This is a genomic window from Streptomyces sp. NPDC057271, assembly GCF_042668715.1.
Lineage (GTDB): Bacteria > Actinomycetota > Actinomycetes > Streptomycetales > Streptomycetaceae > Streptomyces.
The window spans coordinates 1-26,774 of record NZ_JBHUYJ010000110.1 but is presented as its reverse complement, the minus strand read 5'-3'; the positions used below and the strand labels follow the sequence as shown (position 1 = coordinate 26,774).

The window sequence follows — 26,774 nt, the reverse complement described above, 5'->3', positions numbered from 1 at the left end:
ACCCCCCAGGTCATCCGTTCGACAGGGGGACACAGTCATGCCGGGCCCGGAGGCCAGCGGCCCTCTTGCAGGACCGCAAAGAACATAACGGGGGGGGGAGGTCTGGGCCGTGCCCGGCACCCCGGCCCTGGCTGGCGGCGGCTGCGATGGACCGAGCTTGCCCGGCGGACCGGCGACCCGATAGTACCCGACAGACTGATGCCCTCCTACCGCTGCTTCCCCTCGGCCAAGAAGGAGGGCAGCTGGCCGCTGGGCATGGTCCCGCCGACCGAAGGAAGCCTGGACCGGGAGACCTGGAGCCGGCTGATCGCCGCCCTCACTCAGTACAGCCCTGCAGGCTCGGACACCCGCTGCCTTGCCTACTACAACCCGCTGACGCTCGGAGCCACTGACTTCGACAATCTCCACGTGCGTGCGGGCCGGCTCGGCGACGCCGAGATCCTTTACGACCAGTCCGAAGCAGACTTCAGCCCGTCCAATCTCTGGGCCGATGACCGCTCCTGGGTCCTGTGCACCGACTACGACCTGTGGGCCACCAAGGTCGTGGGTTCACCAGCCCTCATCAACGCATTGCTGAACGACTCTGAAATCGAGGCGGTGTGCCTGCCCTGGGCACACTGATGATGAGCAGCCCTGGCCCTTTCCCGGCCCTGGAGCGGCGAGCACTCCAGTTCCTGCCCGCTGGGGCCGGACGGCCCTCTACGATCCGGTGCATGCTGGATCCCGAGCTGCTGGAACGGATCACCGCGCGGCGTGCGGAACTGGACGACCTCGAAGAACAGCTGGCCACCCAGCTGGCGGAAGTGCGGGCCGAACGGGACGAACTTGCGGTCGCCGAACGCGTCTTTGAACGGATGGCCGGACAGCCCGCCGAGGAACGCGCCTCCGCCAGGCCGATGCCGGGGCAGGTGGGCGGCCGGGCGGTGATGCTGATCCCGCACCGCGAACCGGGAGTGGAGGAGGACGCGCTGCCGTGGGACTACCAGCGCATCATCACCGCCGTGCGACAGGCCGCCGGACCGGTCATGGCCCGCGAGGTCGGCGAGGTGGTGGGGGTGGACATCAGCGTGAAGGCCAAGCTGGAACCGCTGCGCAGCAAGCTGGTCAGACTCGTCGATCGCGGCTGGCTCCGCAAACTGCCCGACGGCCGGTTCACCACCCGCCTGTGACGAGCAGCACCGCCACTCGGAGGGGCTCAGCACGGGCGTGACCCGGTTGCCCCCGGCGGCCGTTGGGATTGTGTGACGAATACCAAAGAGCGCGCCGAGGACACCTGCTCGCTTGTCTACCAGTGCCGTCTGCCGCTGTCCACGCGCACCGTCAACCACCTCGCCGACCTGCTACGGCGTCACCTGAAGACGATTCGGTCCCGGTGGCGGATCCTGCCGCCCGGGAAGATCGCGGTGATCGTCCTGGCCGTACTGCGTCACGACCAGCGCCTGGCCGACATGGCCGGCGGAAACGGCGTGTCCGAGTCCACGGTCCGACGCTGGCGCGACGAGCCGATCGGACTGCTCGCCGCCCAGGCCCCGCGCCTGGACCGCGCCCTGAAGAAGGTCGCCAAGCAGGGCGGGGAGCTGGTCCTGATCGACGGCATGCTCATCCGCACCCAGCGCCGTACAGGCAGCGCCGACCGGCGGAACTACTCCGGCAAGCACCGAACTCATGGCCTGCACTTCCTCGCCCTGACCGACGAGAGCGGGCGCCTGATCTGGATATCCGCCGCCAGGCCTGGCCGCACCCACGACAACACCGCCGCCCGCCACGACCACATCCTGGCCCACCTGCGCGCCGCCGGCCTCGGGGCACTGGCCGACCTCGGCTTCCGCGGCCTGGACAACGACCTCCTCGACCCCGTCATCGTCACCGGCTACGCCGCCAGCCGCACCCACAAGCTCACCCCAGGCGAGAAGGAAGCCAACCGCGTCCTCGCCGTCGGACGCGCGCCAGTCGAGCACGGCTTCGCCCACCTCAAGAACTGGCGGATCCTCACCAAGCTCCGCACCGACCCCGCCCGCGCCACTCAGCTCCTGCGAGCCCTGCTCGTCCTGACGAACCTCGAAATCAACCGCTGACGGATGATCTTCGCCGTGGACTTCCGCCCACGACCAGCATGAGCGCCCCGAGGACCGGTCACACCAGCCCTTTGACCTGTGACTTCAAGTTGGCGGAGGCTCAGTGACATGGCGTCGTTCGTCACTCCGGACCGGCTGGCCGCCTTCGCCGGCAAATGGCACCCGCCCCGTACGACTCCGGCAAGCCCCACGACAACCTGCACAGACCGCAGCAGTACCACCGCGGCCTTCAACGCGTCTTCTACACCTCCGCGCTGATCAGTATCCGCAGCGACCCGAACTCGCGCCGCTTCTACGACAGGAAACGAGCCGAGGGCAAGCGCCGCGTCCAGGCCGTGCTCGCACCCGCATGCCGACGAGTCAACGTCTTCTGGGCGTTGATCCGTGACCGACGGTGCCACCAAGTCGTACCCCCAGTGATTCATACGGCTTGAGCTCAAGATTGGGAAGCCTTACCAAGATCAGATGGAGCTGGCTGCATCAGCACCGCCGCCTGTCCGCCGTCCAGCGGTGCGACCCGCTTCCGTGAGCGGCCGTAACCATGCCGCTATCTGCCGGAGCACCCCGAGATCGCCCGGAGGTGTCAACGGTGCCCAGCCGATGTCCGGCCCCGTTCGCCGGACGGCAAGTAGATAAGTGATCACAGAGGGGTGCGTCAAGGCGGATTCAGGACTCTCTGCGAACCGGCCAGTAGGAAGCATCCGTACTGCCCTTTGAGTCGTGTCGCAATCCGCCGGTGCGCGCTGCTGCGCTGGTGTGCCGCGGCTCCTGACGCTGTTCGATTTGGAGCCCTCTATGTTTCCTTCCTGTCTGGCCGCCCGTTCTATCAGTGCCGTCTGTGTGGGTCTGGTCCTTGTTCTCGCGGGATGTGGTGGTGAGAAGGGTGAGCCGGAGGAGTCGGGGGTCCTCACTCCGGGGGCGTTCGCGTCGGCGGAAGTCCGGCCGATCGCCGCCGTGGGGACTGGTACGTCCGCTCTCGGTGAGGTTGCGGTCGATATCGAGGGCTTCACTCTCTACCGGTTCGACAAGGACAGTGCCAAGCCGTCGGCCTCGCGGTGCGAGGGCGGGTGCGCGAAGACGTGGGAGCCGGTGCTCGCCTCGGACGGGATGCCTATCGCGCTGCCCGGGGTGGCACCCTCCGCCCTGGGAATCGTGGTCCGTGGTGACAAGACCAAGCAGGTGACCCTGGCCGGGTGGCCGGTCTACCGCTACACGGGCGACACCGCACCGGGACAGACCGCCGGCAACGGCGTGGACGGCACATGGCACGCCCTCGCACCCGACGGCTCCACCCCCGGCGCCAAGAAGGGAACCAAGAACTGACAGGGAGTTGCCGCGTGCCGGAATGCCGCAGCACCGAGTGTTGAGCGCCGCGCATGCGAGGTCCGGATGGAAGTGATGCAGACATGACAGAAGAGAAAGTTCCTCGATGAGAAACAAGAGACCTGCCAAACGGTCCAGAGGCATACTCAAAGCCTCTGCGATCGTGACGCTCGCCTGCATGGCGGCGCCCCTGCTCCCGACGGTCGCCATGGCCGCTGAGGCACCGGTGGCGCCGGTGAACGCGCCGACGCTCGCGGAGGCCGCCCCCGAGGGCGTCAACCTGGCCGCCGGCAACGGTGACGTCAGCCAGCAGACCGGTGACTTCACCTACGCCTACCCGTTCACGCTTCCCGAGGGGCGGATGGGCTTCACACCGTCGCTGGCATTGCAGTATTCGTCCTCCGGCGCCGTGCACGGCGGAATCGCCTCGGGCTGGTCCCTGAACACTCCGGTCATCAAGGCCGACGAGCGAGCGGGAACCGACGCGAACGTGGGCGTCGGTGCCTGGAAAGACGCCATCCATGCGGTCGCGCCCGAGGGCGAGCTGATCGCCGACTCGACGATGCAGGTCAAGCCGGGGGCCCGCGGCTTCCGGGCAGTCCACGACCAGACCTTCGTACGGTTCGAGTACCTGGGTGACCTCACCACAGGTCCTGCCGCCGCCTACTGGTGGCGGGCGATGTACGGCGACGGACGGACCCGCTACTACGGCCTGCGCAGCCAGCACCCCGCCACCTACGCGCCGCTGGTGAAGGAGACCAACTCCCACGGTGATTCCCTCGTCTATACCTACAGCACGGTCGGCCGTACCGCCGATCCGGTCATAGGCGCCGACCCGCGTGAGTTCTTGCCCACATCCGTCAGCTACATGAATTCCAACGGCGACCAGTACGCGAGGGTCGTCCTTGAATGGCAGAACGAGCCCGCCTATTGCGTCGGCACTCCGCAGGACGGGGCGGTGCCGGTCGGCAGCCTCCTGGACTACCGGTCGGGGAGGGCCCTTCTGCGGGGCACGCGTAAGCTGCAGCACGTCTCGACCTGGGTCGCCCGCGAGAACTCCGTAGACGCTCTCAAGCCTGGCGACCCATCCCCGGGTGGCCTGCGCAGATCTCGTGAGTACGCGCTCACCTACAACGACACCGACCGGTGCGACGGGCAGACGACCCCGTACCGGCAGCTGAAGGCCGTCCAGGAGACGGCTTACTCGTCCGCTCGCATTTACGAACCCGGCTGGGTGACTGTCAAGCCCCCGGTCGAGTTCACCTACGGCGGCTCCCGGCCGCGGACCCTGAGCAGTGACTACGGACCCACTCAGAATCTCGACAGCATTCCGCTGCCGAGGTCGGTCTTCTTCGATGCAGGTGTCGAGCCGGGGGCCGGCGAGGGCACGGTCGAGACCTTCAACCGCCTGATCGGTTTCGCTCGGGGCGAGCTGCAGACCTCTCTGTGGCTGGATGTGAACCGGGATGGGCTGCTCGACGTGCTGCGGCGGCCGAGCAATCCTGATCTGAGCGCCGATGGAGACGCACCAGCGGGCGGGTGCACCCTTGAGGTTCATCTCAATCAGGGCGACGGCACCTTCGTGAGGAACTCCGCCGCCTTCTCCGACTTCAGTCTCACCTCCCATCTGGCTGACGTGCCGCGAACCAGCGGCATCCCAGCCGACGGCCGAGGCGAACTCGAATGCGGACTCAACCGCTCGCTCAGCAACGTCAGCGGCGGGCGCTTCGGGACCCAAGTCATGCACCAGTTCCGTGACATGAACGGGGATGGGCTACCGGACCTGGTCTCCCAGCCACTGGTGTACCGCTGGGACAAGCCCTACGCCAGCACGCTGGGCATCCCCGTTCCCCAGGACCGTTCCACCACTGACTGGTACGTGGCTCCCGAAGGTGAGACCAACTCTCTGGGTGTGGACGGGCGCATCCAGCAGAACTGGTACGTCTACCTGAACACCGGTAACGCGTTCAGCAAGACGCCCATCGTGCAGCCTCCCCGAGAGCCTTCCACGAAGGTGGTTCCCTACCGGATCAGTCCGTCGGGTGTTCTCGAGGGCATGACCGGGCCCGACTCGTTCAACGAGAGCGAAGGAACCTCGACGCTCGACCTGACCGGTGACGGTCAGGCCGACATCCTGGACAATGACGGATCCCTGGGCAGCTACGAGGACGACACCGCTGCCCTGGCCATTGGGCAGCAGCCTGACAGTCCCACCCTCTTCCGGACTGTGCCGGGGACTGCCGGCACGTGGGCGCTCGGCGATCCCCACTTCAACGAGTCGGGACGGGCGTCAAAGTCTGACGACTATGCCTTGTACGAGCAGCGTAACGGCCTGTTCGACGTCAACGGTGACGGACTGCCTGACCAAGTCGTCAACGAGTCCGGCTCCGACACCAGCGACGTCTACTTCAACCGAGGCAATCGCTTTGGCGTACAGCCCGGCCACCCCGACCTTGTGCTGGGCAAGGGTTTGGCAGCCAGGGACGGTCTGCTGTGGCAGAGCCGCCGCCATCTGTCGGGCTCCACCCGCGACGACGGTGAACTGCTGCGCAGACAAGTGGACATGGATGCAGACGGCCTGCTTGACCTCATCATTCGCAGCACCTCCGGCTCGACGCACTCCCTGCTGCAAGGCGGAGGAGCCCAGTGGGCCAAGAAGCTGTACTTCGGCGATGGCGGCGTCAGCCTGTCGCGGCTACTGACCGGCGCATCTCACAAGACTGATGAGTCCATGAAGCTGGACAGCATATCCAACGTGGACTGGGATCCCAGCGATCCGAATTCCCCGGCAAGCTGGACGACCACTCAGATCCGGAAGGAACTGGCGGCGACCGCGTATCCGGTGGATCTCAACGGTGACGGCCTCAACGATCTCGTCGGTGACATGGACGGCGACGGGAAGCCCGAGGTGCGCTTCGCCAACGCGAAGCTGGACGGACGCGTTGCGGACACAGACGCCCCCGACCGCCTCATGCGTACCGTCAGCAACGGCTACGGCGCGAAGACCACGGTGAGCTATGAGCGTAGTCCGGAGGTCGGCCGCTGGGTCGTCTCCCAGCTCGACGTCCTCCCCGGGTTCGGCGAACCCACACAGCGGACCCAGTTCTCCTACATCGCACCGCAGCGGACACGTGACGCCTACGGCAACTGGGCGTTCCGTGGCTTCGGCCAGGTCGCCCGGCTCAACCCCAACGATCTCAACACCACCACGGACGACAGCTCGTCCGTGACGAAGTTCGAGTACCTCCTGGATTACCGCGGACGTCCCACGCGCACCATCACGTCACGGGACGGCAGCGCCTACCCCGACGGGACCGCCTCCCTCGGTTCCCACGTGGTCTCGGTGCAGGACCGGGAGTACACCCTCCGTCCGCTGCCGTCGACGAGGGCACCGAAGATGGACGACGGCTTCCCGCTGCGCGTCGTGCTTCCCCGGAAGACGGACACCTACTCCTGCGGCACCGTTGACGGTGAGTCGCTGCTCGACTGCGTGAAGCCGGGGAAGCGTAAGACGGAGGAGACCTTCTACAAGTCACTGTCCGTCTCCGGCGTGTACATCAGGGACATCGTCGACAAGACCGAGACCTCGTTCCTCAACGGCCAGGGAGCGCAGGAGACTCGGCGTGACAAGCTGACCCACGCTTCCCTCTGGACCGACGCGGATTACCGTCTCGTGCTCACAGACAAGGCCAGCGAGCGGCAGACAGGTGACACCGTTGAGCAGACGGGGCTCCAAGGCTGGCGCTACGACGGGTCGTTGAGTCTGCTCCAGCAGGCACTGGCCTCCGACGGCAATGGCCGAACATTGACCACCCGCTACCTGCACCACCTCAGCGGACCGGCCTACGGCCAGGTGCACAAGGTGTGGCAGCCCGAGCAGTCCGATCAGTACCCGCACGGCTCCTACACGACCTACGAGTACGACCCGTACGGGCTCCACCCCATGGAGACCCGCAACCCGGCCGGGCACGTCACGCGGACGCTGACGGACTACGCCACCCGCACGCCCCTGGTTGTGCAGGGCCCGAACTTTGCCTGCGAGAACGGTGGGCCGAGTGGGTGCACCTTCGACACGGCGGTCAAGGTCGAGGCCACTGTCGTGACGGCGGACGGCTTCGGCCGGCCACTGACCACCACCGTCAGCCCGGTCAGCGGCGGTTCGGACCAGGTGGTGGCCACCGCCAGTTACGACGACTCCGCCTTCTACAACTCAGGAAGCGCCACCGCCCCCACCTCGGCCACCGTCCGGACGCTGGGCGGCAACGGGCAGATGTCAGAGACGCTCAGCGAGTACGACGGCCTGGGACGGGTCACCCGCACACTGGTGCAGCAGGCCCCACATCCGCAGAAGGAGACTCTGTACGACTACGCCGCTCAGGGAGGCCTTCGAGCGATTACCACGCCCAACCCCTACGGACTGGCGACAGTCGGATACACCTTCGCCCGCGACTCACTGGGCCGGGTCACCAAGCTGTGGGGCCCCGATCCCGGGAGTGCCACCGAGACCAAGAACTCCGTTCTGGCTGACGCCACCTACATGGGTCTGGCCCAGTCGTCGCGACAGCGAGTGAGCGACACCAGCCCGTACACCGAGAAGCGGCTGGAGCACGACGCCGGCGGGCAGCTGGTCAAGGTCGGCGAGCGCAAGGTCTCCGGCTCGGCCTACTCGGATCTGGCGTTCACCCGCTACACGTACGACGGTAACGGCAACGTCGCGAAGGTCACCGATCCGGACGGGGTGGTCACCTCGATGACCCATGACTGGGCGGGCAACCGCACCGCGGTCACCTCCTCCGGCAAGCGATGGGCCTACGGCTACGACCGCAACGGGAACCTGACCTCGGTCACCGAGCCGCACCCGGCCGGGCAGTCGGCCATGTACACCCGCACCATCGCCTACGACGCCATGAACCGTGCCGTCACCGAAACCCCGGCGGTGCGCGACCTGACCTCCGAGGAGCAGACCGCGTTCAAGCACGGTGTCACCCGGCACTTCTACGACGCGGCGCACCCCTCGCTGACCGGTGTGGACGCCCAGCAGCAGATCGGACGCCTCTCCTACACCACCAGCCCAGCGGCCACCACGGTCCACCGCTACGACTCCCTCGGCAATGGGGCCGGAACCAGCCAGACCCTCACCGAGACAGGAGGCATCCCAGCCACCGCCGAAACGCTCCACCGGACCGTGCGTAGCGGCGCCACTGGCATCCTCGAGTCATCGGCCGTCACGTCCAGCGGCGGCCACATCGGCTCTACCCTTTCCTACCAGTGGGACCAGGCGGGTCAGCCCTACCGGCTGCGGGCACGCCTCGGCTCCAAGACACTGACCGTGGCACAGCTCAGCCGCAACGCCGCGGGCCTGGTGAACCGCAGGGAGGCCAACCCCGGCGCCGTCGTCCCTGGCTTCGCCTCGCCCGTGGCCAGGTACGGGTACACGCCCGCCGGACAGGCCCGCTTCCAGCAGGTGAAGCTCGGGTCGACCGAGCTCTACCTGAACTTCATCGGTCACACCGGCAACGCTCAGGTCTCCGCCACCAGCGAGACCCTGCTCGGCGGCACTCCGACGGTCACCAGGTACACCTACGACCACCGTCACCAGCTCGCCACCGCGTACCAGGAGAGCGGCGGGGTGGGCTACAACTCGGCCTTCACCTACACCGACGGCGGTCGCCTCGCGAGTGCCAACGTCGGCAACGCCACCGGGGCCGTGCGGATCAACCCCCGCAACGTCACCTACACCTTCGACCCGGACGACCCACAGCAGCTGAAGGAGCTGACCAAGCCCGACACCACCACCTACGCCGCCTACACCTATGACGACGCGGGCAACACCACGACCCGCACCGTCGACGGGGAAAAGGTGACGCAGCGCTGGGACGGCCAGGGCCGCCTGGCCCGCACCGTTCGCCCGGACGGTTCGGCCGAAACCTACTACTACGAGGGCCCCACCCGGATCGCAGTCCTGCGCACCGACAAGGAGGGTAAGACCGTAGAGGTTCGCCGCGCGTTCGGAGCCGTGGACGCGGTGTACACCGCGTCCGCCACTCCGGACTACCGCGAGCAGCTGAGCCTCGACGGCACTGTCGGCCGTATCGACGGTGCATGGGACGATGCCTCGCTGGAGTACTACTACACCAGCCCGCAGGGCCACGAGGTCCTGGCGATCAGAGCCACCGACGGCCGCGTCATGCGCGCCGCCACTTACGGCCCGTTCGGCGAGGTTCTCAGTCAGAAGCTCGAACCCGGCACCGCGGGCGACAAGTACACCCGTGAGTTCAACGGCAAGGAGTACGACGCGCACAGCGGCCTGCACTACTACGGCCACCGCTACTACGACCCGATCGCCCTCCAGTGGGCCAGCGCCGACCCGAAGTACCGTTTCGAGCCCGACGCGGACCTGACCCAGCCCCGCAAGGCCAACCTCTACACCTACACCGCGAACAACCCGCTCGCCTTCGTCGACCCCGACGGCCTTGACACAGCCGACAAGGTCGTTGAATCGGCGAACCAAGCGGCACTATGGGTCGAGAACAACCTGATCGTGAGCACGAGTGTGGTCAACAACGCGGCCCTGATGGCAGGAGCCAAGTACTTCTACGACACTGTCAAGACCCCGGAGACACTGGCAGCTGCCCCAGGCGCGGTGCAGTTCGCACTCGCCGTACCAGGAGTGGCCAAGGCTGCGGCAGCCGTCGTCGGGTGGACCACCGGTACCGCGATCGGCAGTGGAATCAGAGAGCTCACCGTCGACAGGATGTTCGCGGCGTCCCAGGCAAGAGTCGATGACAGGGCGAAGACCAGGGCCGCTTACGAGGCAAGCATCTACCAGGAAGGAATCCAGCAGTACGCCGACAGCAACGGCCTGGTGGTGGGCAACTTCGAATTCCAGTTGGACCGGCAGACCCAGGGAGCCGTGGCCGCAGCCGCCGACCGGATGGTTGAGGAGGAGGCATGGATCGCCACCGGCATCGACGCCGTGGCGGCATTGGCTGTCCACAAGTCCGCTGAACTGAAGAAGTCGGCAGTTCAGAAGGTCGCCGGAAACGGCAGCCACATCGCGCAACAGTCCGCGTGTGGAACTGGCGGATGCGGTGGGCCGGCTCCCGAACCCGTGGACGCATCGGACTTCATCGCTCCGGCATCCGCTGTACCTCCGCCGGCGGCCGCCGCAGCTCCGGTGGCGCCCTCCCAGTAGACAGGACGTATCCCGACAGAAGGCCATGGTGCCCCCGCTCGTCACCGAGCGGGGGCATCGGCATTGGAAGGCCGGAACCTCCTTCCGTACGAGGCGCTGGCCTGCTGGGTCGTTGAGGAGTATTTCGATCGAGGCGAGGCCGGCGTAGGAGTCCGATCGTTCGAACGCCCACTTCCTATAGCTCGGACGCTTCAGCGCGGATGCCGGACTCAACTGCCGAGTGGCCGACCGCCGAACTGCGTAGCGAACCGGTCAACTAGTCCGCGCCGTATCGCTTCTGTGCGGGCCAACAGAACGTAGCCCGCTCGAAAGGAGGAACTGTGAGAAGAAGAGCGAAGCGGAAGTTGATGAGCAGGTTCGTCAGTTCTGTATTCCTCTCATTGACGGTCATGGCCCCCCAGGCAACGGCCGTCGCATTGCCGGAACCGGTTCGGGATCCCGTCACGGCAGCCGAGCACACCGACGACCTGGGTGGGGAAGTCGCCCTCGACGTACGGCTCGGGAAGTTCACGAGGGCAGGGTCCGACTGGGTGGTGAGTAGTGCGACGGATCTCCTTCTGCACGAGCGCTCGGACAACAACGTGAAGATCTCCTACCGTCTCTCGCGGAGGGAGGAGAACCAGGGCGACGAGCCACGGATGGTGCACGTCGGCGAGCGCCAGGTGTTCGACGGCCCCGTCGCGCAGGGCAAGCGAGAGATGAATCTCGTGCTCGGCCGACTCTCCAAAGGGCGATACCTGCTGACCGTGCATGCCACAGCCAAGCAGAGCGAGTCTCTGACCTGGGGAGACGAGGGGGAGCTGCGCTTCGAGGCATCCTCCGCGGGTGTCAGTGAGGGTTGGAAGGGAGTGGGGAAGCGGCCTGCCGCCGAGAGCGATCCCTCGTATGCCTCCGACCTGCCCAGCCGGACGTACTGCACGCCCCAGGACAACGGAACATGCGTGTGTCGGATCGGCTACAAGGTGGCCACCCAGTGCTTCGACCACTATTCCGAGGTCGTCGAACTCGCCGGCAAGGTGAACTACGTCAACCGGACAGGCGGGACAGAAGTCGTCAGGGAGGCGGTCCTCAGAATTCTGGACGCGGACCGAAGGACCATTGGCACCGGCTTCACGGGTGAGGACGGCACCTACAACGTCTCCTACACCACGTCGTACGAGGCCAACGTCGGATGTAGTAGCGACCCACGTTGCCAAATGGACCGCATGGGTGTGTTTCTGCACCTCATCACCTCAGACGGCAAGTCCATCGACGTCCTCGATAAGGACGGTGCCCACTACGAGTTCAGTCTGGGCAACAGCTACTACTGGACCTACGGAGGCTACGTCGAGACCACCATCGATCCGGTGGACCCGGTTTACCCCCTTCCGTCATGGAAGAGCATCTGGGTCTACATGGACGCGATCAGGACCCGCCGACTCATCACCCTGGAAGCCGCCAACGACCCGGGCAAGACAACGATCCAATGGTGGGCCGACCGGGACGCAGGGTCCTACTACACGCCCGGCGGACGCGTAATGCTGCGTGGTGGAGCTCCTGACGACAACTTCACCACCATTCACGAGATCGCCCACAACTACATGTACAACGTCTACGGAAGCCTGCCGAACACTCCGAACTGCAGCCCGCACACCCTGACTGGCGTGTCGAGCTCGGGATGCGCATGGGTCGAAGGATGGGCGGACTATCTTCCCACCGTCGTGAACAACTCTCCGGTTATCAACCCGCGCGGCACCACGATCAACCTTGATCACACAGGGTCCTTCGGTTTGCGTGAAACGGGAGCCGATCTCAAGCCGATCGGATGGGAGACAGAGGGCCGAGTGGCAGGAGCACTCTGGGACCTCACCAGGGCCTATGACTTCTCGACGGTGTATGGCGCCTTCCTGGGAAGCCAGGCCGATTCCTTCGAGGACTTGTGGAAGCACTGGGTGAAGATCAGAAATCCGCTCGATGCCATGGGGAACCTGGAGGGAAACAAGATCTTCTTCGCTGTCCGAATCGACGATCACGACGCCCCGCTCTTCGACGGTCAGTATCCTGTGACGTCGGCGCTCGGTTGGTGGGTCAGCACGACCGAAGCCGGCTCGCGAAACGGCGACTACCGTGTCCACACGCCCGGGAGCGAAGGAACCTTCTCGTTCTACCCGGGGCACAAGCTCACCGAGTACAACCGCACCAGTGGAAGGTACGACGTGTTCGTGAAGTTCCCGGCGGTGACGGATCAGTCAACCACCACGACCTACAAGGTCTACAGCGGCGAGGGGATCACCACGAAGGCGGTGGACCAGACCGCCCAGGCCGGACAGTGGGTCTGGTTGGGAACCTACTACTTCGCACAGTCCTCCTCGTACCACAACATCAAGGTGATGGCTGGGGCTGACGAGAACGTGACAGTCGACGAAGTGGTCTTCAGCAAGGTCTGACCGTCTAGCCCCGGACTTCGCGGGTCACCGCTTCAGGTCTCGCTGGGCGCTTCGGTTGCCCAGCGAGCTTTGATTTTGGCCGACCGGGCACCAATGTGCGGGCGGTCATTCACGGCACTCGGTCACAGGTCCGGCAAGAGGAGCCAGACTTCGGAGAAGGCAAGGCCGTGCTCGTGGGTCACCGCCCCGCACGGGCAGCCCAGCGAGATCAGGCGCCAGTCGCAGGTCACCGTCCCTGAGTGGTAGTCGAAGGCAGAGGTGTGGGCCAAGTTGCACCGCCTGGTTCTCGACGAGCTCGGCTCCCGAGGCGAGCTGGACTGGTCGAGGTGCGATCGACTCGGTCAACGTGCGGGTTCTGAAAAGGGGGGACCTGGCGGGTCCGAATCCTGGCGACCGGGGCAAGTGCGGGTCGAAGATCGTGCCAGTGCGGGGTCTGGCAACCGGCGCACACACGTAAACCGGAACGCTCCTGTTCTACGTACTGCTCTGTACAAGCCGGGATGAGTCACACCTCTCCTGTGGACGCGAACGGAAGTGACGAAGATGCGCAGAGCCCTGAGCCCGTGGACGTGGCAGGAGGAGTTCGGCTTCGAGCAGGTCTGTGAGATGTCCGGTGCGCACCGCACGCTCTGGCTCACCGGCCAGGCGTCGACCGACGCCGATGGACACCCGGTCCATCCAGGAGACATGAGCGCGCAGCTCCAGCAGACGTTCGACAATCTCGAAGAGGTGCTGAGGGCGGCGGATGCGAAGTTGTCCGATGTCGTTCGACTCGTCTGCTACACGACCGACGTCGATGAGCTGTTCACCGTGTGGGACGAGCTGCGGACGCGACTTGCCGCCGGAGGCTGCCGTCCCGCTCTGACCTTGCTCGGTGTCACGCGCTTGGCCTATCCCGAGCTACTGGTGGAGCTTGAGGCGACCGCGACCGTAGACGAAGAGCCGGCTCCGCGGGTCGCAGACGCGGCGCCCACACCTCTGTGAGCGGGAGGAATGATGGCCGCTTCACCTGACAGCCTGACCTACGGCCAGTATCTGTGCCTTGACGCCGTCCTAGAGGCACAGCACCCGGTCGCCGAACCCTCCTGTCACGATGAAATGCTGTTCATCATTCATCACCAGGTCGCTGAGCTTCAGATCAAACTCCTCATCGGGGAGATCGAAGAGGCCGGTAGAGTGCTCAGAACCAGGAAAACGGTTGAGTGCATTCCCGCCCTCGAGAGGGTGTTCCAGGTGCAGGCCGCCATGAATTGTCAATGGCGCGTGCTCGAAACGCTCTCTGTGGACTCTTTTGGACAGTTCCGTAAATCCCTCGCCGGCACTTCAGGATTTCAGTCGGTGCAGTATCGAGTCCTGGAGTTCCTCCTCGGGTATCGTCGACAGAGCGTGTTCACTCAATTCGCCGGACACCCAGCCGCGATCGAGCGGCTCGTCGAGGCGTCGCGAGTTCCGAGTTTGTACGACGATTTCATCGCACACGTACGGCGCCGCGGTCACGCGCTGCCGGACAGGCTGGACGTCCACGGGCAGCAGGATGCTGGTAGTTCGGCCGCACCGGAGCTCGTCGAAGCCCTTGCAGGCGCCTACTTGCGTGGAGCGGAAGACATCAGGACACTCTTTGATTGCACGGCAGGCATTGCTGAGGTCGCACGTGTATGGCGAGAGCAGCATCTCGCGGCTGCTACTCGACTCATCGGATTGTCCCCAGGGACCGGCGGCACCTCAGGGGCTTCATATTTGCGTGATGCTGCGCGAGTGCGCTTTTTCCCGGAACTTCTGGATTCCCTGGCGAGAGGCAGGGGGCGCCGCTCTCGGTGGCAGGGTGACGGAATCAAGGATTAGGCATCGATTCACTGCTGAATGAGAATCATGAGAAACGTGACAGGATGATCATGGGAATCGAGTCCGATATTTTCGACGAGTACCTGCAGAGGACCACTAGGTCCCAGCAGCAGTATCAAGAGGCCGCGCGCTGGCTCCCGGGGGGGGATACTAGAACGATCAATCATTACTCCCCCTACCCGGTGGTGCTCGATCGCGGGGACGGTTGCTTGATCCACGATGTGGATGGCAATTCGTACATCGACTTTCTGAACAACTACAGCGCTCTGATTCACGGGCATGCCCACCCCGGGGTGACCGCTGCGCTGGAACGGCAGTCCCGTCGTGGACTCGTCATGGGTGCGCCTTCGCCAGTGCAGGCAGAGCATGCGCGCATGCTCTGCGAGCGCGTACCGTCGCTGTCAAAGGTGCGCTACTGCAATTCAGGGACGGAAGCCACCCTCTTCGCCATACGAGCAGCGCGGGCGTTTACCGGAAGAAATGTGGTCGTCAAGGTTGACGGTGGCTACCACGGCACACATGACGTGGTCGAGGTCAACATGTTCTCCGACCTCCCTGGTCAACCTCAGCAGAGGCTGCCGGAGGGCTTTCCTCCGCTCCGCATCCCGCATGGTGTGCCCGCGGACACCGAGAGTCACGTCCTGGTTGTGCCCTTCAATGACCTGGACGCGGTGCGCTATGTCCTTGCGTGTTTCCATGACGAGATCGCGGCGGTCATCGTTGAGCCGATGCTCGCCGCCGGCGGCGGAATAGCCCCGCAGGAGGGCTACCTCGCCGGACTGCGTCAGCTGACCGAACAGCACGGCACACTGCTGATCTTCGATGAGGTCGCGACATTCCGGCTGGGCCCGATGCAGGAGCGGCTGGGTATCCAACCAGACCTGACAGCCCTCGGGAAGATCATCGGAGGTGGACTCCCGATCGGTGCCTTCGGTGGGCGCGAGGACATCATGTCGCTGTTCGACCCGACCCGCGACGCGCCCCTCTACCACTCGGGCACGTTCTGCGGCAGCGACGCCGCGCTGGCAGCGGGAATGGCCGCCATGGACTACTACGGGCCGAGGGAACGCGACCGGTTGAACGGCCTCGGCGACACTCTGCTGGCACGTCTGACCGAGGTCACCCGAGAAGAAGGCATCAGGGGAAGCGCCGCCGGCATCGGATCGTACGGGCACTTCCACTGGGGTGAGGGGCCGTTGCGCAACGCTGCGGACTGTGCTGCTCGCGCGAAAGGGCTGGGAGACCTCCCTGCGCTGTTCCACATCAGCATGCTGAACCGCGGGATCTTCCTGTCCAGGCGGAGCCTCTTCTGCCTGTCCACCCCCATGTCCCACCTCGAGGTTGACGCGTTCACCGAGGCGTTCTGTGAGGTTCTCCGGTTGCTGCGGCCGTACATCGCCCGGCAGCTGCCTCATCTCCTGCTCGCACCGCAGCCGGTGCGCTGAACGAGCCGTCAGGAGTCGTCATGGACTGCATTGAGTGGACACTCCGCGAGGCCGTCTCCCGGATCGCCTGCCGGGATGTCACTGTCGTCGAATACACGGACCAGCTGCTGAGGCGATGCGGTGAGCAGGCGCGACTGAACGCCTTCATCTCGCTACCCGTTCCAGAAGTCCGACGGGCGGCGAGGGAGGCCGACCGCCTGATCCGGCGAGGCGAGGCACTCGGCCCCCTGCATGGGATCCCCCTGGTGGTCAAGGACAACATCGACGTGGCCGGAATGCCCACCACTGGCGGCACCCCCGCGCTGCGGGCACACCGTCCACCCCGGAGCGCCCCCGTGGTCAGCTCCCTGCTGAGGGCCGGAGCGCTCGTCCTCGGCAAGAGCAATATGCACGAACTGGCATACGGCGTGACCGGAGACAACGCGGCATTCGGCCCGGTTCGAAACCCGTACGACAACAAGCGTCTGGCCGGCGGCAGCAGCAGCGGAACTGCGGCAGCGGTGAGTGCTCGTCTGGCGCCGGCGGGGCTGGGAACGGACACCGGCGGGTCGGTGCGCATCCCTGCCGCCCTGTGTGGCGTCGCCGGCCTGCGCCCGTCCATGGGGCGCTACAGCCAGCGCGGCGTCATGATTCTGTCACCCACCCGCGACACGGTGGGCCCCATGGCAAGGAACGTCAGCGATCTCGCGCTCCTCGACGCGGTTCTGACCGGGCAACCTCACGCCGCCGCCGTCGTCGCGCCGTCTTCCCCGCTGCGGATCGGGGTTCCCAGGAATCCGTGCTTCCGATCCGTCGATCGATCGGTCACAGACGTAGTGGAACGCCGACTGGCGCAGTTGGAGGAGCACGGAGCGACGCTGATCGAGGTGGATCTCCCGCCCCGCGTCGAGGAACTGACCGCCGCCGCCGGATTTCCGATCGTGTTTCACGAGACTCCGCCGAGCCTCACCCGCTACCTCCGAGCGACTGAGCCCGCCATGGAGTTCGCGGAGCTCGTGGAGCAGGTGGCAAGTGCAGACGTCCGCGAGATGCTCGGTTCCCTGCTTCCGCCAGGCGCCGTTGATCCCGCGGTCTACGGCGCCGCGCTCGGGACTCATCGCCCAGAACTCGAGGGGCGCTTCGCCCACTACTTTCGACAGAACGACCTGTCCGCCATCGCGTTCCCCACCGTTCCCGTGACCGCCTGCCAAGCCGAAGAGACGTCCGTGGTGCCGGTGAACGGAACCGCTGAGCCTACTTTTCTGACCTACATCCGGAACACCAACGTGGCGAGCGTCATCGGCTGGCCAGGTCTGAGCGTCCCTGCCGGACTGGACGCGAACGGCCTCCCCGTCGGCATCGAACTGGATGGCCCCCCAGGCAGCGAGGCGCTTCTCCTGTCCCTCGGCAGACACTGCGAGGAACTGTGGGGCCCGCTCCCCGCTCCGGCAACACATGGAGAAACACTATGAACATCACAGAAGTGATCAGCGCGGCAGGGCAGCCCACCCGCTTCTCCGATGTGGCGCTGCTGCACGAATACCTGGCAGGCGGGGCCCCCGGAGGGCCACCCGTCTACCTCAGTATCGGCGAGACGTGGACCGAGGCGGCCCCCGGCCTCACCAGACTGCTCGCTGCGCCCATGGACTCCCACAGCCACGGATACGTCATTTCCCAGTACGGACTGCCTCGGTTGCAGCAGGCGCTTCGCCGCTACATCGCCGAGGACCACGGACTGTTGGATATAGCGGAACCCGGCGTGGACTTCGAGGTGGCAGTCGCATGCTCGGGCACACGCAACGCCATGCACGACTACGCCCGCCTGCTCAGAGACGAGGCAGCCACCGGCGGGCCGGGGGGTACGTCGGAAACCACTCCGGTCGCCTATGTGTTCTCGCCAGGGTGGGACTATGCAGGCGTCTTCTCCGCATGCGGCTACAGAGTGAGACACCTGCCACTCTCCGCGGCGGACTCCCATCCCTGCCTCGACACCCTGCGGCGAGCCCTGCTCGGTGCGGAACAGCCAGAACTCGCGCGGGGTGTCATAGTCATCAACGCGCAGCACAATCCGACCGCCGTGAACTGGCGGCCGGAAGACGTCAGGGCCATCATCCGCATGGCGCTCACCGCACAGGCCGCGATTCTGATCGACGACGCCTACTTCGCCGTGCATGAGCCGGGCATCCGGCCTACCAACGCGCTGCACATCCTGCTGGAGGAGCTCGGCGAAGTCCCCGTCGAGGAGCGACCGCCCTGGCTCGCCGTCCGGTCCCTCGGGAAGCAGTTCAACTGCAACGGGTGGGGCATCGGCTCGGCCACCGGTTCCGTGGATCTCGTAGACCGGCTCATGAACCGCGCCATGTTCTCGCGTTCCTTCGTGGGAGCCGTCCCACTCCAGGAGGCCATGGCCTCCTGGATCGAGGATCCCGCGTCGCAGCGGTACCTCGAAGAACTGCGCCGCGACCTTGCTATGAAAAGAGCGGCTGTATCAGAGTTCCTGGAACAGCGCCTGGGCTACCCGCCGGGCACCTGGCGACCAGGCGAATGCACGACGTATCTGCGCTTCCAAGTGCCACCGGACTACCTCGCGGAACCGGACGCGGCCGCACGCTTCCAGCGCGACTGCTTCCAGAAGACGGGAGTGCTCTTCGGCCTCGATCCCGGGACCCTCGACGACATGCTTCCGCCGTCCGAGCGGCGACCGCCCTATATGCGCGTGTTTCTCGGTCCACCGCTGCCCACGCTGATGCAGGCGATGCAACGGCTGGAGCACGCAGGCATCGGTTATGCGTCCATCTGAGGCAAGAGAATCGGGATTCACTGGATATCCGCTACACCTACCCAGGGAGTGGCTGTGCTCGTGCCAGCGGCCTTCGACTACGTAGCGCCTACCAGCATCGAGGAGGTGCTCACCGTCCTGAGTCAGACGCCGGACGCGAAGGTGCTCGCGGGCGGCCAGAGCCTGCTGCCGCTGATGAACAGCCGTGCCTTGCGCCCTCCCGTGGTGGTGGATGTAGACCGTGTGCCACAACTGGCGGAACGGAACATGGACGGCTCGGAGTTCACGCTCGGGGCTCTCACCCGACAGCGGTGGTTGGAGACGGAACGCTCGGTTGCGGAACACATCCCCGCTCTGGGGGAGGCCGCCGGGCTGATCGGTGATCTCGGAGTTCGCCGCCGGGGAACCCTCGGGGGAAGCCTCGCTCATGCCGATCCAGGCGCGGAACTGCCCGTCGCATGCGTGCTGCTCGGTGCACAGATCGAGGCGATCGGGCCGTGGGGCACCAGGAGCATCCCGGCCTCCGAATTCTTTCAGGGACCTTTTCAGACTGTCCTGGACCGCACCGAACTACTGGTCTCGGTACGCGTACCCCTTCTCGCGAGACCGTCGGAGACGTGCGCAGTTCGCGAACTGTCTGCATGTCGGCACGGAAGCAACACCGTCGGCGCCGCCCGAGTCTCATGGGACGAGGACGGGTTCTGCTCGCGGCTCCGAGTCGTCGTCAGCGGTACGGACGGGCCCCAGGACATCACCGCGGAGGCAACGGGCCTGATCGGTACCCGAGTGACCGACGCGGATCTGCGGGACGTGCGGTCACGCCTCGCAAACCGCCCTGCGGAGGGTCCGGACTTGAAGGACATGGCCGTGCTCCAGGCTGAGGTCACGGTGGCGGCCTTGGCCACGGCCCGCGAGCGGAACATCCGCCGGCAGAAAGGAAACCCGTCGTGATCGAGCCTGTGACGCTGTCCGTCAACGACAGCGATGTCACGCTGGACGTTGAGCCCCGTGAGTCGCTGGGCAACGTGCTCCACGACCGCCTCGGATATGGAGGCGTACATGTCGCCTGTGCCCAGGGGGTCTGTGGTGCCTGCACCGTGGCCGTGGACGGCGAAGCCATCCGCTCCTGCCTGATTCTCGCCGTTCAAGCCGCGGGCCGGCGCATTCGGACCAGCGCGGCGGTGAGCGAGCGTGGTGGGCTCTCCCGACTCCAACTGCTGTTGAAGGAGAGGGGTGCCGTCCAGTGCGGCTATTGCACCTCTGGCGTCGTCATGTCGTTGTGGAGCCTCTTCGAGGAGCGGCCGGTCCCGACGGTGCATGAGATCCAGCAGGCGCTCTCCGGCCATCTCTGCCGATGCACCGGCTACGCGGGGATGGTGGAAGCCGCCCTCGCATACGCGGAAGAGCGCCGGGACGGACTCGACGAGAACGCTGGCCCCTGCACCGGCCGGGGCGGAACGGATCAGATCTCATGACGTCTCTCATGGGACCTGAGCCCAGCACCGACCGATTCCTGCGCGGCAGCGGCTCCTATGTAGCAGACCTCACGCCTCCCGGAGCGAAGCATCTGGCGTTCGTGCGGAGCCCGCACGCGCACGCGCGTGTCCACAGCGTGGACTTGCGACGCGCATTGGCGGCACCTGGAGTACGGGCTGCCTTCCGCGCGGCCGACCTGGAGGCCGCCGGCGTCGGCACCGTCACGCATCAGATGCCGACGCCACCCTTCCAGCCTCTGCGGTGGCCGCTGCTGGCCGCGGACAAGGTCCGCTATGTCGGGGACCCTGTTGCCGTGGTCGTAGCGGACGATCCCTACCTGGCCGAAGACGCTGCGGAGTTGGTCGCGGTCGGATACGAGGTGCTGCCTGCCATCAGCGATCCCGAGCGTGCCCTGGCCGAGGACGCCCCCCTGCTCTACGACGAGTGGGGCACCAACCTCTTCGTCAGCGACGCGGTCCGCTTCGGCGATCTCGACGCGGGGTTCGCGGCCGCCTCGGGCATCATCGAGGAGAGCTTCGAGCATCACCGCGTCTGCGGCTTTCCCCTGGAGGGCAACCAGGTCTGGGCGTACCGGGACCGCAGCGGACGCCTCCAGATCTGCGCTTCCACGCAGTTCCCGCATCAGTTCCAGGCGGTGGTAGCCGATCTGCTGGGCATCCCTCTGCCTGGCATCCGCGTGACCGTTCCGGATGTGGGAGGCGGTTTCGGTCTCAAGCAACACGTCACCCGTGAGGAACTCCTGACCGCGGCTCTGGCCACGCTACTGCCGTGGCCGGTGCGTTGGGGATGTGATCTGGCCGGAACCCTGGAGCACGGGATCCATGCCAGGCGCCAGCGTCACGCCGTCCGGGTCGGCTACGGGTCTGAGGGCGAACTTCTGGCGGTGGAGGCCCACATCACCGCTGATGTGGGCAACCCACTGCTGTATTTCACCGGTGCCGGACCCGCCCTCGTCACAGCGGGCTCCTTGCCTGGTGCCTACGCGGTCCCCGCCTACGCATGTGAAGTGAGAGCCGTGGCGACGCACACCGCGCCTGTCGGGGGCTTCCGGGGCTTCGGGCAACCCCAGGCTGTGTTCACCATGGAACGCGTCCTGGACATGGTGGCACGCCGTGTCGGCCGGGATCCTGCGGATGTTCGGCGACGAAACCTCGTCCCGGACGCGCCCCGGCCCTATGTGTCCCGTACTGGCCAGCGTTACGACATCGGCAGCATCCGCACACAGTTCGACCGGCTGCTCGGCGAGGTGCGCCACAAGCGGGCCAGAGACGCCACAGAGTCCCTGGGAGAACAGGAGCTCTACCACGGAACCGGCTTCGCGTGCTACATCGAGCCGAACGCCCCCAACATTCACAGCCTGGCCGGCCGCTACGGCGCCTACGAGACAGTCACGCTGACGATGCAGCCGGACGCGACCATCGTCGCCTGTGTCGGAACCAAGGACATCGGACAGGGGAACGTCGCCGCATTCACCTCCATGATCTCCGGCGAGCTCCGCGTGGCACCTGACCGAGTGACCGTCCGGGACGGTGACACGGACCTGCTTCCCCTGGGGCTGGGCACGATGGGCAGCCGGAGCATGGTCATGGTCGGCGAGGCTCTGCGCTCCGCCTGTCGCCAACTACGTGCCGCGCTCGCCGGTATCGCCGCCCACGCGCTGGAGGCCTCTGCCGCATCTGTCCGTTTCCACCAGGGCGCTTGCTGTTCAGGCGACCGGCGGATCTCCTACGAGGACATCGCCGCGATCGTGTATCTGCGCCCCTACGCACTGCCGCCGGACACCGCACCTGGGCTGCTCTTCACCGGAGTGGCGAATGCTTCGGCGACCGACTACTTCCCCAACGAGGCGGGGGAACTGAACGTCGCGGCCACCTACTCGAGCAGCGTCGGCGCTGCGCACGTGACAGTCCATCCGGTCAGTGGCGAGGTCACCGTGACCGGGTTCACCGTCGTGTATGACTGCGGCGAGGTCATCGATCCCGTAAACGTGCAGGGGCAGTTGCAGGGTTCATTCGCTCACGGGATGAGCGCAGTACTCTTCGAGGACCTCGTCTACGAGTCCACAGGGACAGCCAGGACACCGCTCTCCTCGTATCTGGTGGCCAGATCGACTGATGTCCCTCGAGTGAGATCCGTTCACATGGGCACTCGTCCGGATTTCGGCGCAGGCGTGCGCGGTGTCGGCCAGACTGCCACGATCCTGGCCCCGGCGGCCATCGCCAATGCCATCGAGGATGCTCTGGAGCCCTTCGGCGTCACTGTCCGCCAGACCAGCCTGACGCCGCGCAGCATTCGCTCGATGATCAGGCATGTGGCCGATTCGGGACCCTCCAGGCGGAGAGCCTGTCCATCGAACGGCCCTGCAGTACCTTCGGTGGTGACGGAGCGTCCTGCTACCTGAGGAAGATCCGGTGGGCGAAGAAAGGTAAAGCCTGCGCGCGTCAGTGCGTCTGGCGGGCGATCTGCCCGGTCTGGCATGGACGTGGTGTCTGCCTGGGCGGAGACATGGCGGTCGCAGGCGAAACGCCTGTTGGCGCGGGCTGGTTGGTCGAGTCGGCGCCGGCCGGTTCGTGTTCGGTGGGGCGTGAGCCAGCCAAGCCGCCGGGCATGACCTGGTCATCGACCAGTAGAGCACCGCTTGGGCAGTGTTGGCGCGGTATTCGAAGTCGCGCGCCAGGCCGAGACTTCGTATCAGGTGGGCGAAGAGCTGCTCGACGATCGCCAGGACCAGGTCGAGCGCGGCCTGGCAGCGCCCGATAGGGCCGCCGGTGTAGCTGCCGTCGGCCCAGATGGGCTCCTGCCGGTTGCGGGCGTCGGCCTCCTGGGCGAGCAGCACCCTCGCGGCGGCGGGATCACCCATGAGCGTTGCGGTCATCGCAATGCCCAGCAGCAGCCCGATAGTGTCGACCACAATGCCACTTGCGCCCGTTGCCTTTGGCTCGCATGAGTGTGTCCCTCATGAAGCTGGAGCAATGCTCAAGACCTGTGGATCGGCCTCGGGTTGGACGTGAAGGGCGTACCTTCCCGAGTGATCGATAGGTCACCGAGTAGACCGACGCTGGGAACGTTGGTTGGGAAGGCATGCCCATGCTCAGCGTAGTCAACGATGACGGCACGACGGAGTCCGGCTCCCTGATCGACGAGATCGTGCGGGAAGGCGCCCGCAGGATGCTCGCGACCGCGCTGGAGCAGTTCCTCGGCTCCTCGGTCGGCCTGTCGCTGGCGACGGTCACCCGGCTGACGAAGCAGTGGCAGAACGACCACGCCGCTTTCCAGAAGTGCGACCTGGCCGGCACCGACTACGTCTACCCCAAGATCCGGCTCTCCCAGACTCACTCCTGCCTGCCGGTCCTCATGGGAGTACGCCGTGACGGCCGACACTGATCGCCATCGAGGAGGGCTTGCGCGAGCCCTCGGAGTCCTGGGCCGACCTGCTGCGGGATTGTCGGCGGCGCGGGATACGAGCCCCCGAACTCGTCGTCGGCGACGGCGCGATGGGCCTCTGGAAGGCCCTGGCCGAGGTGTTTCCGCAGGCCAGGCATCAGCGATGCTGGGTTCACAGAAGCCGTCAAGAATCAACTTGTCGGTGTGTCGTCTTCGTGGTGCGCGGCGGCGAGGAGGTCGGCGGCGGTGCGGTAGCGGGTGGTGGCCAGAGGTGGGAGGTGCCCGCCTTCCATGAGCAGGGGGCGGATCTCGCGTACGACGTTGCCGACACAAGGACCTGCTGACGTCGCCCAGTGCGTCGGCGAGAACGTCCAGGGCGCACAGTTTCCGCAGGTAGAGGACGGCGAGGACGACGCGTTCCTTGTCACCGATCTTCTGGGGGAAGACACCTCCGTGGCTGCCTGGCTGGCGATCGGCGCCCCGGCGCTGGTAGGAGGCGCGTTCGATCTGGGCGGCCTGGCGTGGGGCGAGACGGCGGGCGAGCGTGTCGAGGTCTTCGCGGGACATGCCGGTCAGGCGCGGATGGGACAAGCTCTCCTGATCCGGGTGCGCGGCGGAGCCGTTGCGGTGTCGAGGAAGGCCAGCAGGTCAGCCGCCGTGGTGAACCGGGTGGGGGCGTATCCGGGCTGGTAGCCGTGATCCTCCAGGACCCGGCGGGTCTCGGCGACGAGGTGGCCGATGCAGGTGGGGGTGACCTCCAGCATGTCGCCCAGCAGCTTCATCGAGCAGACCTGCCGCTGGTAAAGGAGAGTGAGCATCACCCTGGCCGCGTCGTCGAACAGCGGCTTGGCCCGCTGGTTGCCGGTGGCCCGCCGGGCCCGTCCGCCGCGTTGCTCGCTGAAGCGTTCCTGGGCCCGGGCGGCTTGGAGTGGGGCCAATTCGGCGCACAGGTCGTCGAGTTGCGTGCTGCTCAGCCCGGTCAGCCGTGGGTCGGACAGACGGGTGAGGAGTGAGCGTCGCCGGTCGGCGACGCCGTGCGCCTCACCGGCGGCGGGCAAGGCGTCCGCGGTGGCGGACTCGGGCAGCAGAGTGTAGTTCCACTGGCCGTGGATCCCGTGCTTGACCAGGGGGAAGGGCGGCGAAGCGGTCCTTGCTGATCGCGATGCCGGTGGGGTAGTCGCCTCGGTCCAGGCGGGCCTCGACGCGCAGTCCGGCCCGGGTGCGGGTGGCGGCGATCGTCTCGATGACGACGTCGTGGCTGGTCAAGGGACGGCCGCGCCAATTGTGAGTGATGTGGGAGAACAGCCGGTGCTCGATTGTCAACGGCCATGTAGTTCTCCCCAGAGGCGGCCAGTAGTTCTCCCCGCTGACGGCCAGTGGAACTTCCCCGGTGGCGGCCAGATATCTCCCCGCCCTCGGTCGGTGTGGATTAGCTGAAGGGCTTCACTCCCTTTCCGGTGGTGGCCTCGGTGAACCTGAAAGAGTCACCCTGAGTGACGGTGACGTGGGCATGATGGAGGAGCCGGTCGACGGTCGCGGTGGCCAGGGTCTTGGGCATGATCTCGTCGAAGCCAGACGGGTGGAGGTTGCTCGAAACCGCGATCGAGCGCCGTTCATAGGCGGCATCGACCAGGCGGTAGAAGCCCTCGGCGGCGTCCTCGGAGACGGGCAGCAACCCGATGTCGTCGACGATGATCAGGTCCGAGCGGACGATCTTGGCGAGGGCCCGGGCGATGGAGTCGTCCGCGCGGTGGCGGCGGACCAGGGCTCCGAGGTCCTCGATGGTGAACCAGGCGACCGTCAGGCCGGCCTCGACCGCGGTCTGCCCGAGGGCCTCGGTGAAGTGCGACTTTCCCGTCCCCGAGGGTCCGCAGATGCAGAAGTTCTCGCGGCGGCCGACCCATTCCAGGCTCTTGAGCGCGTCCTGGGTGGCCCTGGGGATGGACGACTTGTTCTCGTGCCAGTCCCCGAAGGTCTTGCCGGTGGGGAACCCGGCCCGCTTGCGACGGGTGTGGAGGTTGGCCCGGTCGCGGCCGGCCGCCTCCTCGGCCAGAAGGACGCGGACGACCTCGGCCGGGTCCCATGGTTGGGCCTTCGCGGTGGGGATGATGTCGGTCAGCGACCGGCGGATGTGCGGGAGTTTGAGCCGCCTGGTGAGTTCGATGGCCTCGGCGAGCGGGTCGCCGTTGGTGCCGTGGACGGTGCGAAGAGGGGTGGCCATCAGTGGTGGTCGCTTTCGTCGTACTCGGAAAGATCAGAGGTGCTCGGGGCGGCGGCGCCGAGGGCGGACCAGGCGGAGGTGCCGGGCTGGAGCGAGTGCTTCTCGCTGCGGCGGACCGGCTCGGTCAGGCCGTGGACGGACTGGTAGTCGAGGATCGACATGAGGTCCTTGTCCGCGAAGCGGGCGGTGACCGCGGCGGTGCCGAGCGCGCGGTCGACCTCGGCTGCCGAGTAGAGCTTCGAGAGCGCGACGGCCTCGGCCATCTTCGCCTTGATCCGGCGGACCCCGGCCGCACCGGCCTCGACCAGCCAGGACGCAGCACCGGGTCCGAGCTGGAGAAACGCGGCTTCCTCGGCAGTTGCCGCCTTCGGGGTCCGGTCGGCTTCCTTGTCCTCGCGGGGCGGATAGTGGCCGTCGGCCAGGACCGGCGAGCCGGGCTCGCCGCGCTGGTGGCGGGCGACCTCGCGGGCGGAGCCGTCCTCGTCGACGGCGGTGTCGGCGTACACGGAACGTGGCTCTGGCAAGATTTTCGTAGCCGGAGATCATCTCGCGAGTGCGGTCGACAGGCCCACACAGTGGGCAGCCTATGGCTGTGCTCCGCCCCTCAG

At 66.3% G+C, this 26,774-nt stretch carries 18 protein-coding genes and 4 pseudogenes; 17 read left to right on the top strand and 5 right to left on the bottom strand.

Annotated elements, in window-relative coordinates:
- Positions 1-198: 198 nt before the first annotated feature.
- The 7 genes and pseudogenes from ACFUJR_RS33025 (at position 199) to ACFUJR_RS32995 (ending at position 13,019) form a co-directional block, all read left to right on the top strand.
- Entirely contained in the window at positions 199-621 is a 423-nt protein-coding gene (locus ACFUJR_RS33025; RefSeq protein WP_383181500.1) for a hypothetical protein, read from the top strand.
- A gap of 92 nt (positions 622-713) precedes the next feature.
- Entirely contained in the window at positions 714-1,169 is a 456-nt protein-coding gene (locus tag ACFUJR_RS33020) for a hypothetical protein (RefSeq protein WP_383181497.1), read from the top strand.
- A gap of 72 nt (positions 1,170-1,241) precedes the next feature.
- Entirely contained in the window at positions 1,242-2,075 is an 834-nt protein-coding gene (locus ACFUJR_RS33015) for a transposase family protein (RefSeq protein WP_383181494.1), read from the top strand.
- Between the two features lie 117 nt (positions 2,076-2,192).
- A pseudogene (locus tag ACFUJR_RS33010) lies at positions 2,193-2,509 on the top strand (transposase); the annotation flags it as partial.
- A gap of 520 nt (positions 2,510-3,029) precedes the next feature.
- Positions 3,030-3,398: a hypothetical protein gene (locus ACFUJR_RS33005; protein ID WP_383451029.1), complete on the top strand. Its 369-nt coding sequence runs from the start codon at positions 3,030-3,032 to the stop codon at positions 3,396-3,398.
- A gap of 178 nt (positions 3,399-3,576) precedes the next feature.
- Entirely contained in the window at positions 3,577-10,593 is a 7,017-nt protein-coding gene (locus ACFUJR_RS33000; protein WP_383174378.1) for an RHS repeat-associated core domain-containing protein, read from the top strand.
- 347 nt (positions 10,594-10,940) lie between these two features.
- On the top strand, positions 10,941-13,019 hold the full coding sequence (locus ACFUJR_RS32995; RefSeq protein WP_383174381.1) for a hypothetical protein: 2,079 nt from the start codon (positions 10,941-10,943) through the stop codon (positions 13,017-13,019).
- 122 nt (positions 13,020-13,141) lie between these two features.
- Here the strand turns inward: ACFUJR_RS32995 and ACFUJR_RS32990 are convergent, their stop codons facing one another.
- A complete protein-coding gene (locus ACFUJR_RS32990) occupies positions 13,142-13,288 on the bottom strand; it encodes a hypothetical protein (protein ID WP_383174384.1) in 147 nt (48 codons plus the stop codon).
- On the opposite strand from ACFUJR_RS32990, the pseudogene ACFUJR_RS32985 reads away from it, so the two are divergent.
- The 10 genes and pseudogenes from ACFUJR_RS32985 to ACFUJR_RS32940 form a co-directional block, all read left to right on the top strand.
- A pseudogene (locus tag ACFUJR_RS32985) lies at positions 13,266-13,455 on the top strand (IS5/IS1182 family transposase); the annotation flags it as partial. The gene ACFUJR_RS32990 and the pseudogene ACFUJR_RS32985 overlap by 23 nt on opposite strands.
- Before the next feature lie 107 nt (positions 13,456-13,562).
- Positions 13,563-14,003, top strand: coding sequence for a RidA family protein (locus ACFUJR_RS32980; protein WP_383174418.1), 441 nt, complete (start codon positions 13,563-13,565; stop codon positions 14,001-14,003).
- 12 nt (positions 14,004-14,015) lie between these two features.
- Entirely contained in the window at positions 14,016-14,861 is an 846-nt protein-coding gene (locus ACFUJR_RS32975; RefSeq protein ID WP_383451027.1) for a tryptophan 2,3-dioxygenase family protein, read from the top strand.
- A gap of 50 nt (positions 14,862-14,911) precedes the next feature.
- Positions 14,912-16,306, top strand: a complete 1,395-nt coding sequence (locus ACFUJR_RS32970) for an aspartate aminotransferase family protein (protein ID WP_383174391.1) — start codon at positions 14,912-14,914, stop codon at positions 16,304-16,306.
- A 20-nt stretch (positions 16,307-16,326) separates the two neighbouring features.
- Positions 16,327-17,757: an indoleacetamide hydrolase gene (gene iaaH, locus ACFUJR_RS32965; protein ID WP_383174394.1), complete on the top strand. Its 1,431-nt coding sequence runs from the start codon at positions 16,327-16,329 to the stop codon at positions 17,755-17,757.
- The gene (locus ACFUJR_RS32960) at positions 17,754-19,085 is read left to right on the top strand and encodes a pyridoxal phosphate-dependent aminotransferase (protein ID WP_383451024.1); all 1,332 of its coding nucleotides are present in this window, start codon (positions 17,754-17,756) and stop codon (positions 19,083-19,085) included. The genes iaaH and ACFUJR_RS32960 overlap by 4 nt, the downstream gene beginning before the upstream one ends.
- 54 nt (positions 19,086-19,139) lie before the next feature.
- On the top strand, positions 19,140-20,015 hold the full coding sequence (locus ACFUJR_RS32955) for an FAD binding domain-containing protein (RefSeq protein WP_383174400.1): 876 nt from the start codon (positions 19,140-19,142) through the stop codon (positions 20,013-20,015).
- The gene (locus tag ACFUJR_RS32950; RefSeq protein WP_383174403.1) at positions 20,012-20,539 is read left to right on the top strand and encodes a (2Fe-2S)-binding protein; all 528 of its coding nucleotides are present in this window, start codon (positions 20,012-20,014) and stop codon (positions 20,537-20,539) included. Before ACFUJR_RS32955 ends, ACFUJR_RS32950 begins: the two co-directional genes overlap by 4 nt.
- An 8-nt stretch (positions 20,540-20,547) precedes the next feature.
- On the top strand, positions 20,548-22,962 hold the full coding sequence (locus ACFUJR_RS32945; RefSeq protein ID WP_383451022.1) for a xanthine dehydrogenase family protein molybdopterin-binding subunit: 2,415 nt from the start codon (positions 20,548-20,550) through the stop codon (positions 22,960-22,962).
- Positions 22,963-23,648: 686 nt separating this feature from the next.
- Positions 23,649-24,124, top strand: a pseudogene (locus ACFUJR_RS32940) (transposase); the annotation flags it as partial.
- A 393-nt stretch (positions 24,125-24,517) separates the two neighbouring features.
- Here the strand turns inward: ACFUJR_RS32940 and ACFUJR_RS32935 are convergent.
- The 4 genes and pseudogenes from ACFUJR_RS32935 to ACFUJR_RS32920 all read right to left on the bottom strand — a co-directional run.
- Complete coding sequence (locus ACFUJR_RS32935; RefSeq protein WP_383174409.1) at positions 24,518-25,003, bottom strand: hypothetical protein; 486 nt, start codon at positions 25,001-25,003, stop codon at positions 24,518-24,520.
- The gene (locus ACFUJR_RS32930) at positions 24,987-25,289 is read right to left on the bottom strand and encodes a hypothetical protein (protein ID WP_383451031.1); all 303 of its coding nucleotides are present in this window, start codon (positions 25,287-25,289) and stop codon (positions 24,987-24,989) included. Before ACFUJR_RS32930 ends, ACFUJR_RS32935 begins: the two co-directional genes overlap by 17 nt.
- 85 nt (positions 25,290-25,374) lie before the next feature.
- Positions 25,375-26,166, bottom strand: coding sequence for an IS21-like element helper ATPase IstB (istB, locus tag ACFUJR_RS32925; RefSeq protein WP_383174412.1), 792 nt, complete (start codon positions 26,164-26,166; stop codon positions 25,375-25,377).
- Positions 26,166-26,660, bottom strand: a pseudogene (locus ACFUJR_RS32920) (IS21 family transposase); the annotation flags it as partial. The gene istB and the pseudogene ACFUJR_RS32920, both read right to left, overlap by 1 nt.
- Positions 26,661-26,774: the final 114 nt, after the last annotated feature.

Excerpts from the sequence above, each read along its gene's own strand:
- ACFUJR_RS33025 (WP_383181500.1), top strand. The coding sequence starts at position 199 with ATGCCCTCCTACCGCTGCTTCCCCTCGGCCAAGAAGGAGGGCAGCTGG.
- ACFUJR_RS33020 (WP_383181497.1), top strand. The coding sequence starts at position 714 with ATGCTGGATCCCGAGCTGCTGGAACGGATCACCGCGCGGCGTGCGGAA.
- ACFUJR_RS33000 (WP_383174378.1), top strand. The coding sequence starts at position 3,577 with ATGGCGGCGCCCCTGCTCCCGACGGTCGCCATGGCCGCTGAGGCACCG.
- ACFUJR_RS32995 (WP_383174381.1), top strand. The coding sequence starts at position 10,941 with ATGAGCAGGTTCGTCAGTTCTGTATTCCTCTCATTGACGGTCATGGCC.
- ACFUJR_RS32980 (WP_383174418.1), top strand. The coding sequence starts at position 13,563 with ATGCGCAGAGCCCTGAGCCCGTGGACGTGGCAGGAGGAGTTCGGCTTC.
- ACFUJR_RS32975 (WP_383451027.1), top strand. The coding sequence starts at position 14,016 with ATGGCCGCTTCACCTGACAGCCTGACCTACGGCCAGTATCTGTGCCTT.
- ACFUJR_RS32970 (WP_383174391.1), top strand. The coding sequence starts at position 14,912 with ATGGGAATCGAGTCCGATATTTTCGACGAGTACCTGCAGAGGACCACT.
- iaaH (WP_383174394.1), top strand. The coding sequence starts at position 16,327 with ATGGACTGCATTGAGTGGACACTCCGCGAGGCCGTCTCCCGGATCGCC.
- ACFUJR_RS32960 (WP_383451024.1), top strand. The coding sequence starts at position 17,754 with ATGAACATCACAGAAGTGATCAGCGCGGCAGGGCAGCCCACCCGCTTC.
- ACFUJR_RS32945 (WP_383451022.1), top strand. The coding sequence starts at position 20,548 with ATGGGACCTGAGCCCAGCACCGACCGATTCCTGCGCGGCAGCGGCTCC.
- istB (WP_383174412.1), bottom strand. The coding sequence starts at position 26,166 with ATGGCCACCCCTCTTCGCACCGTCCACGGCACCAACGGCGACCCGCTC.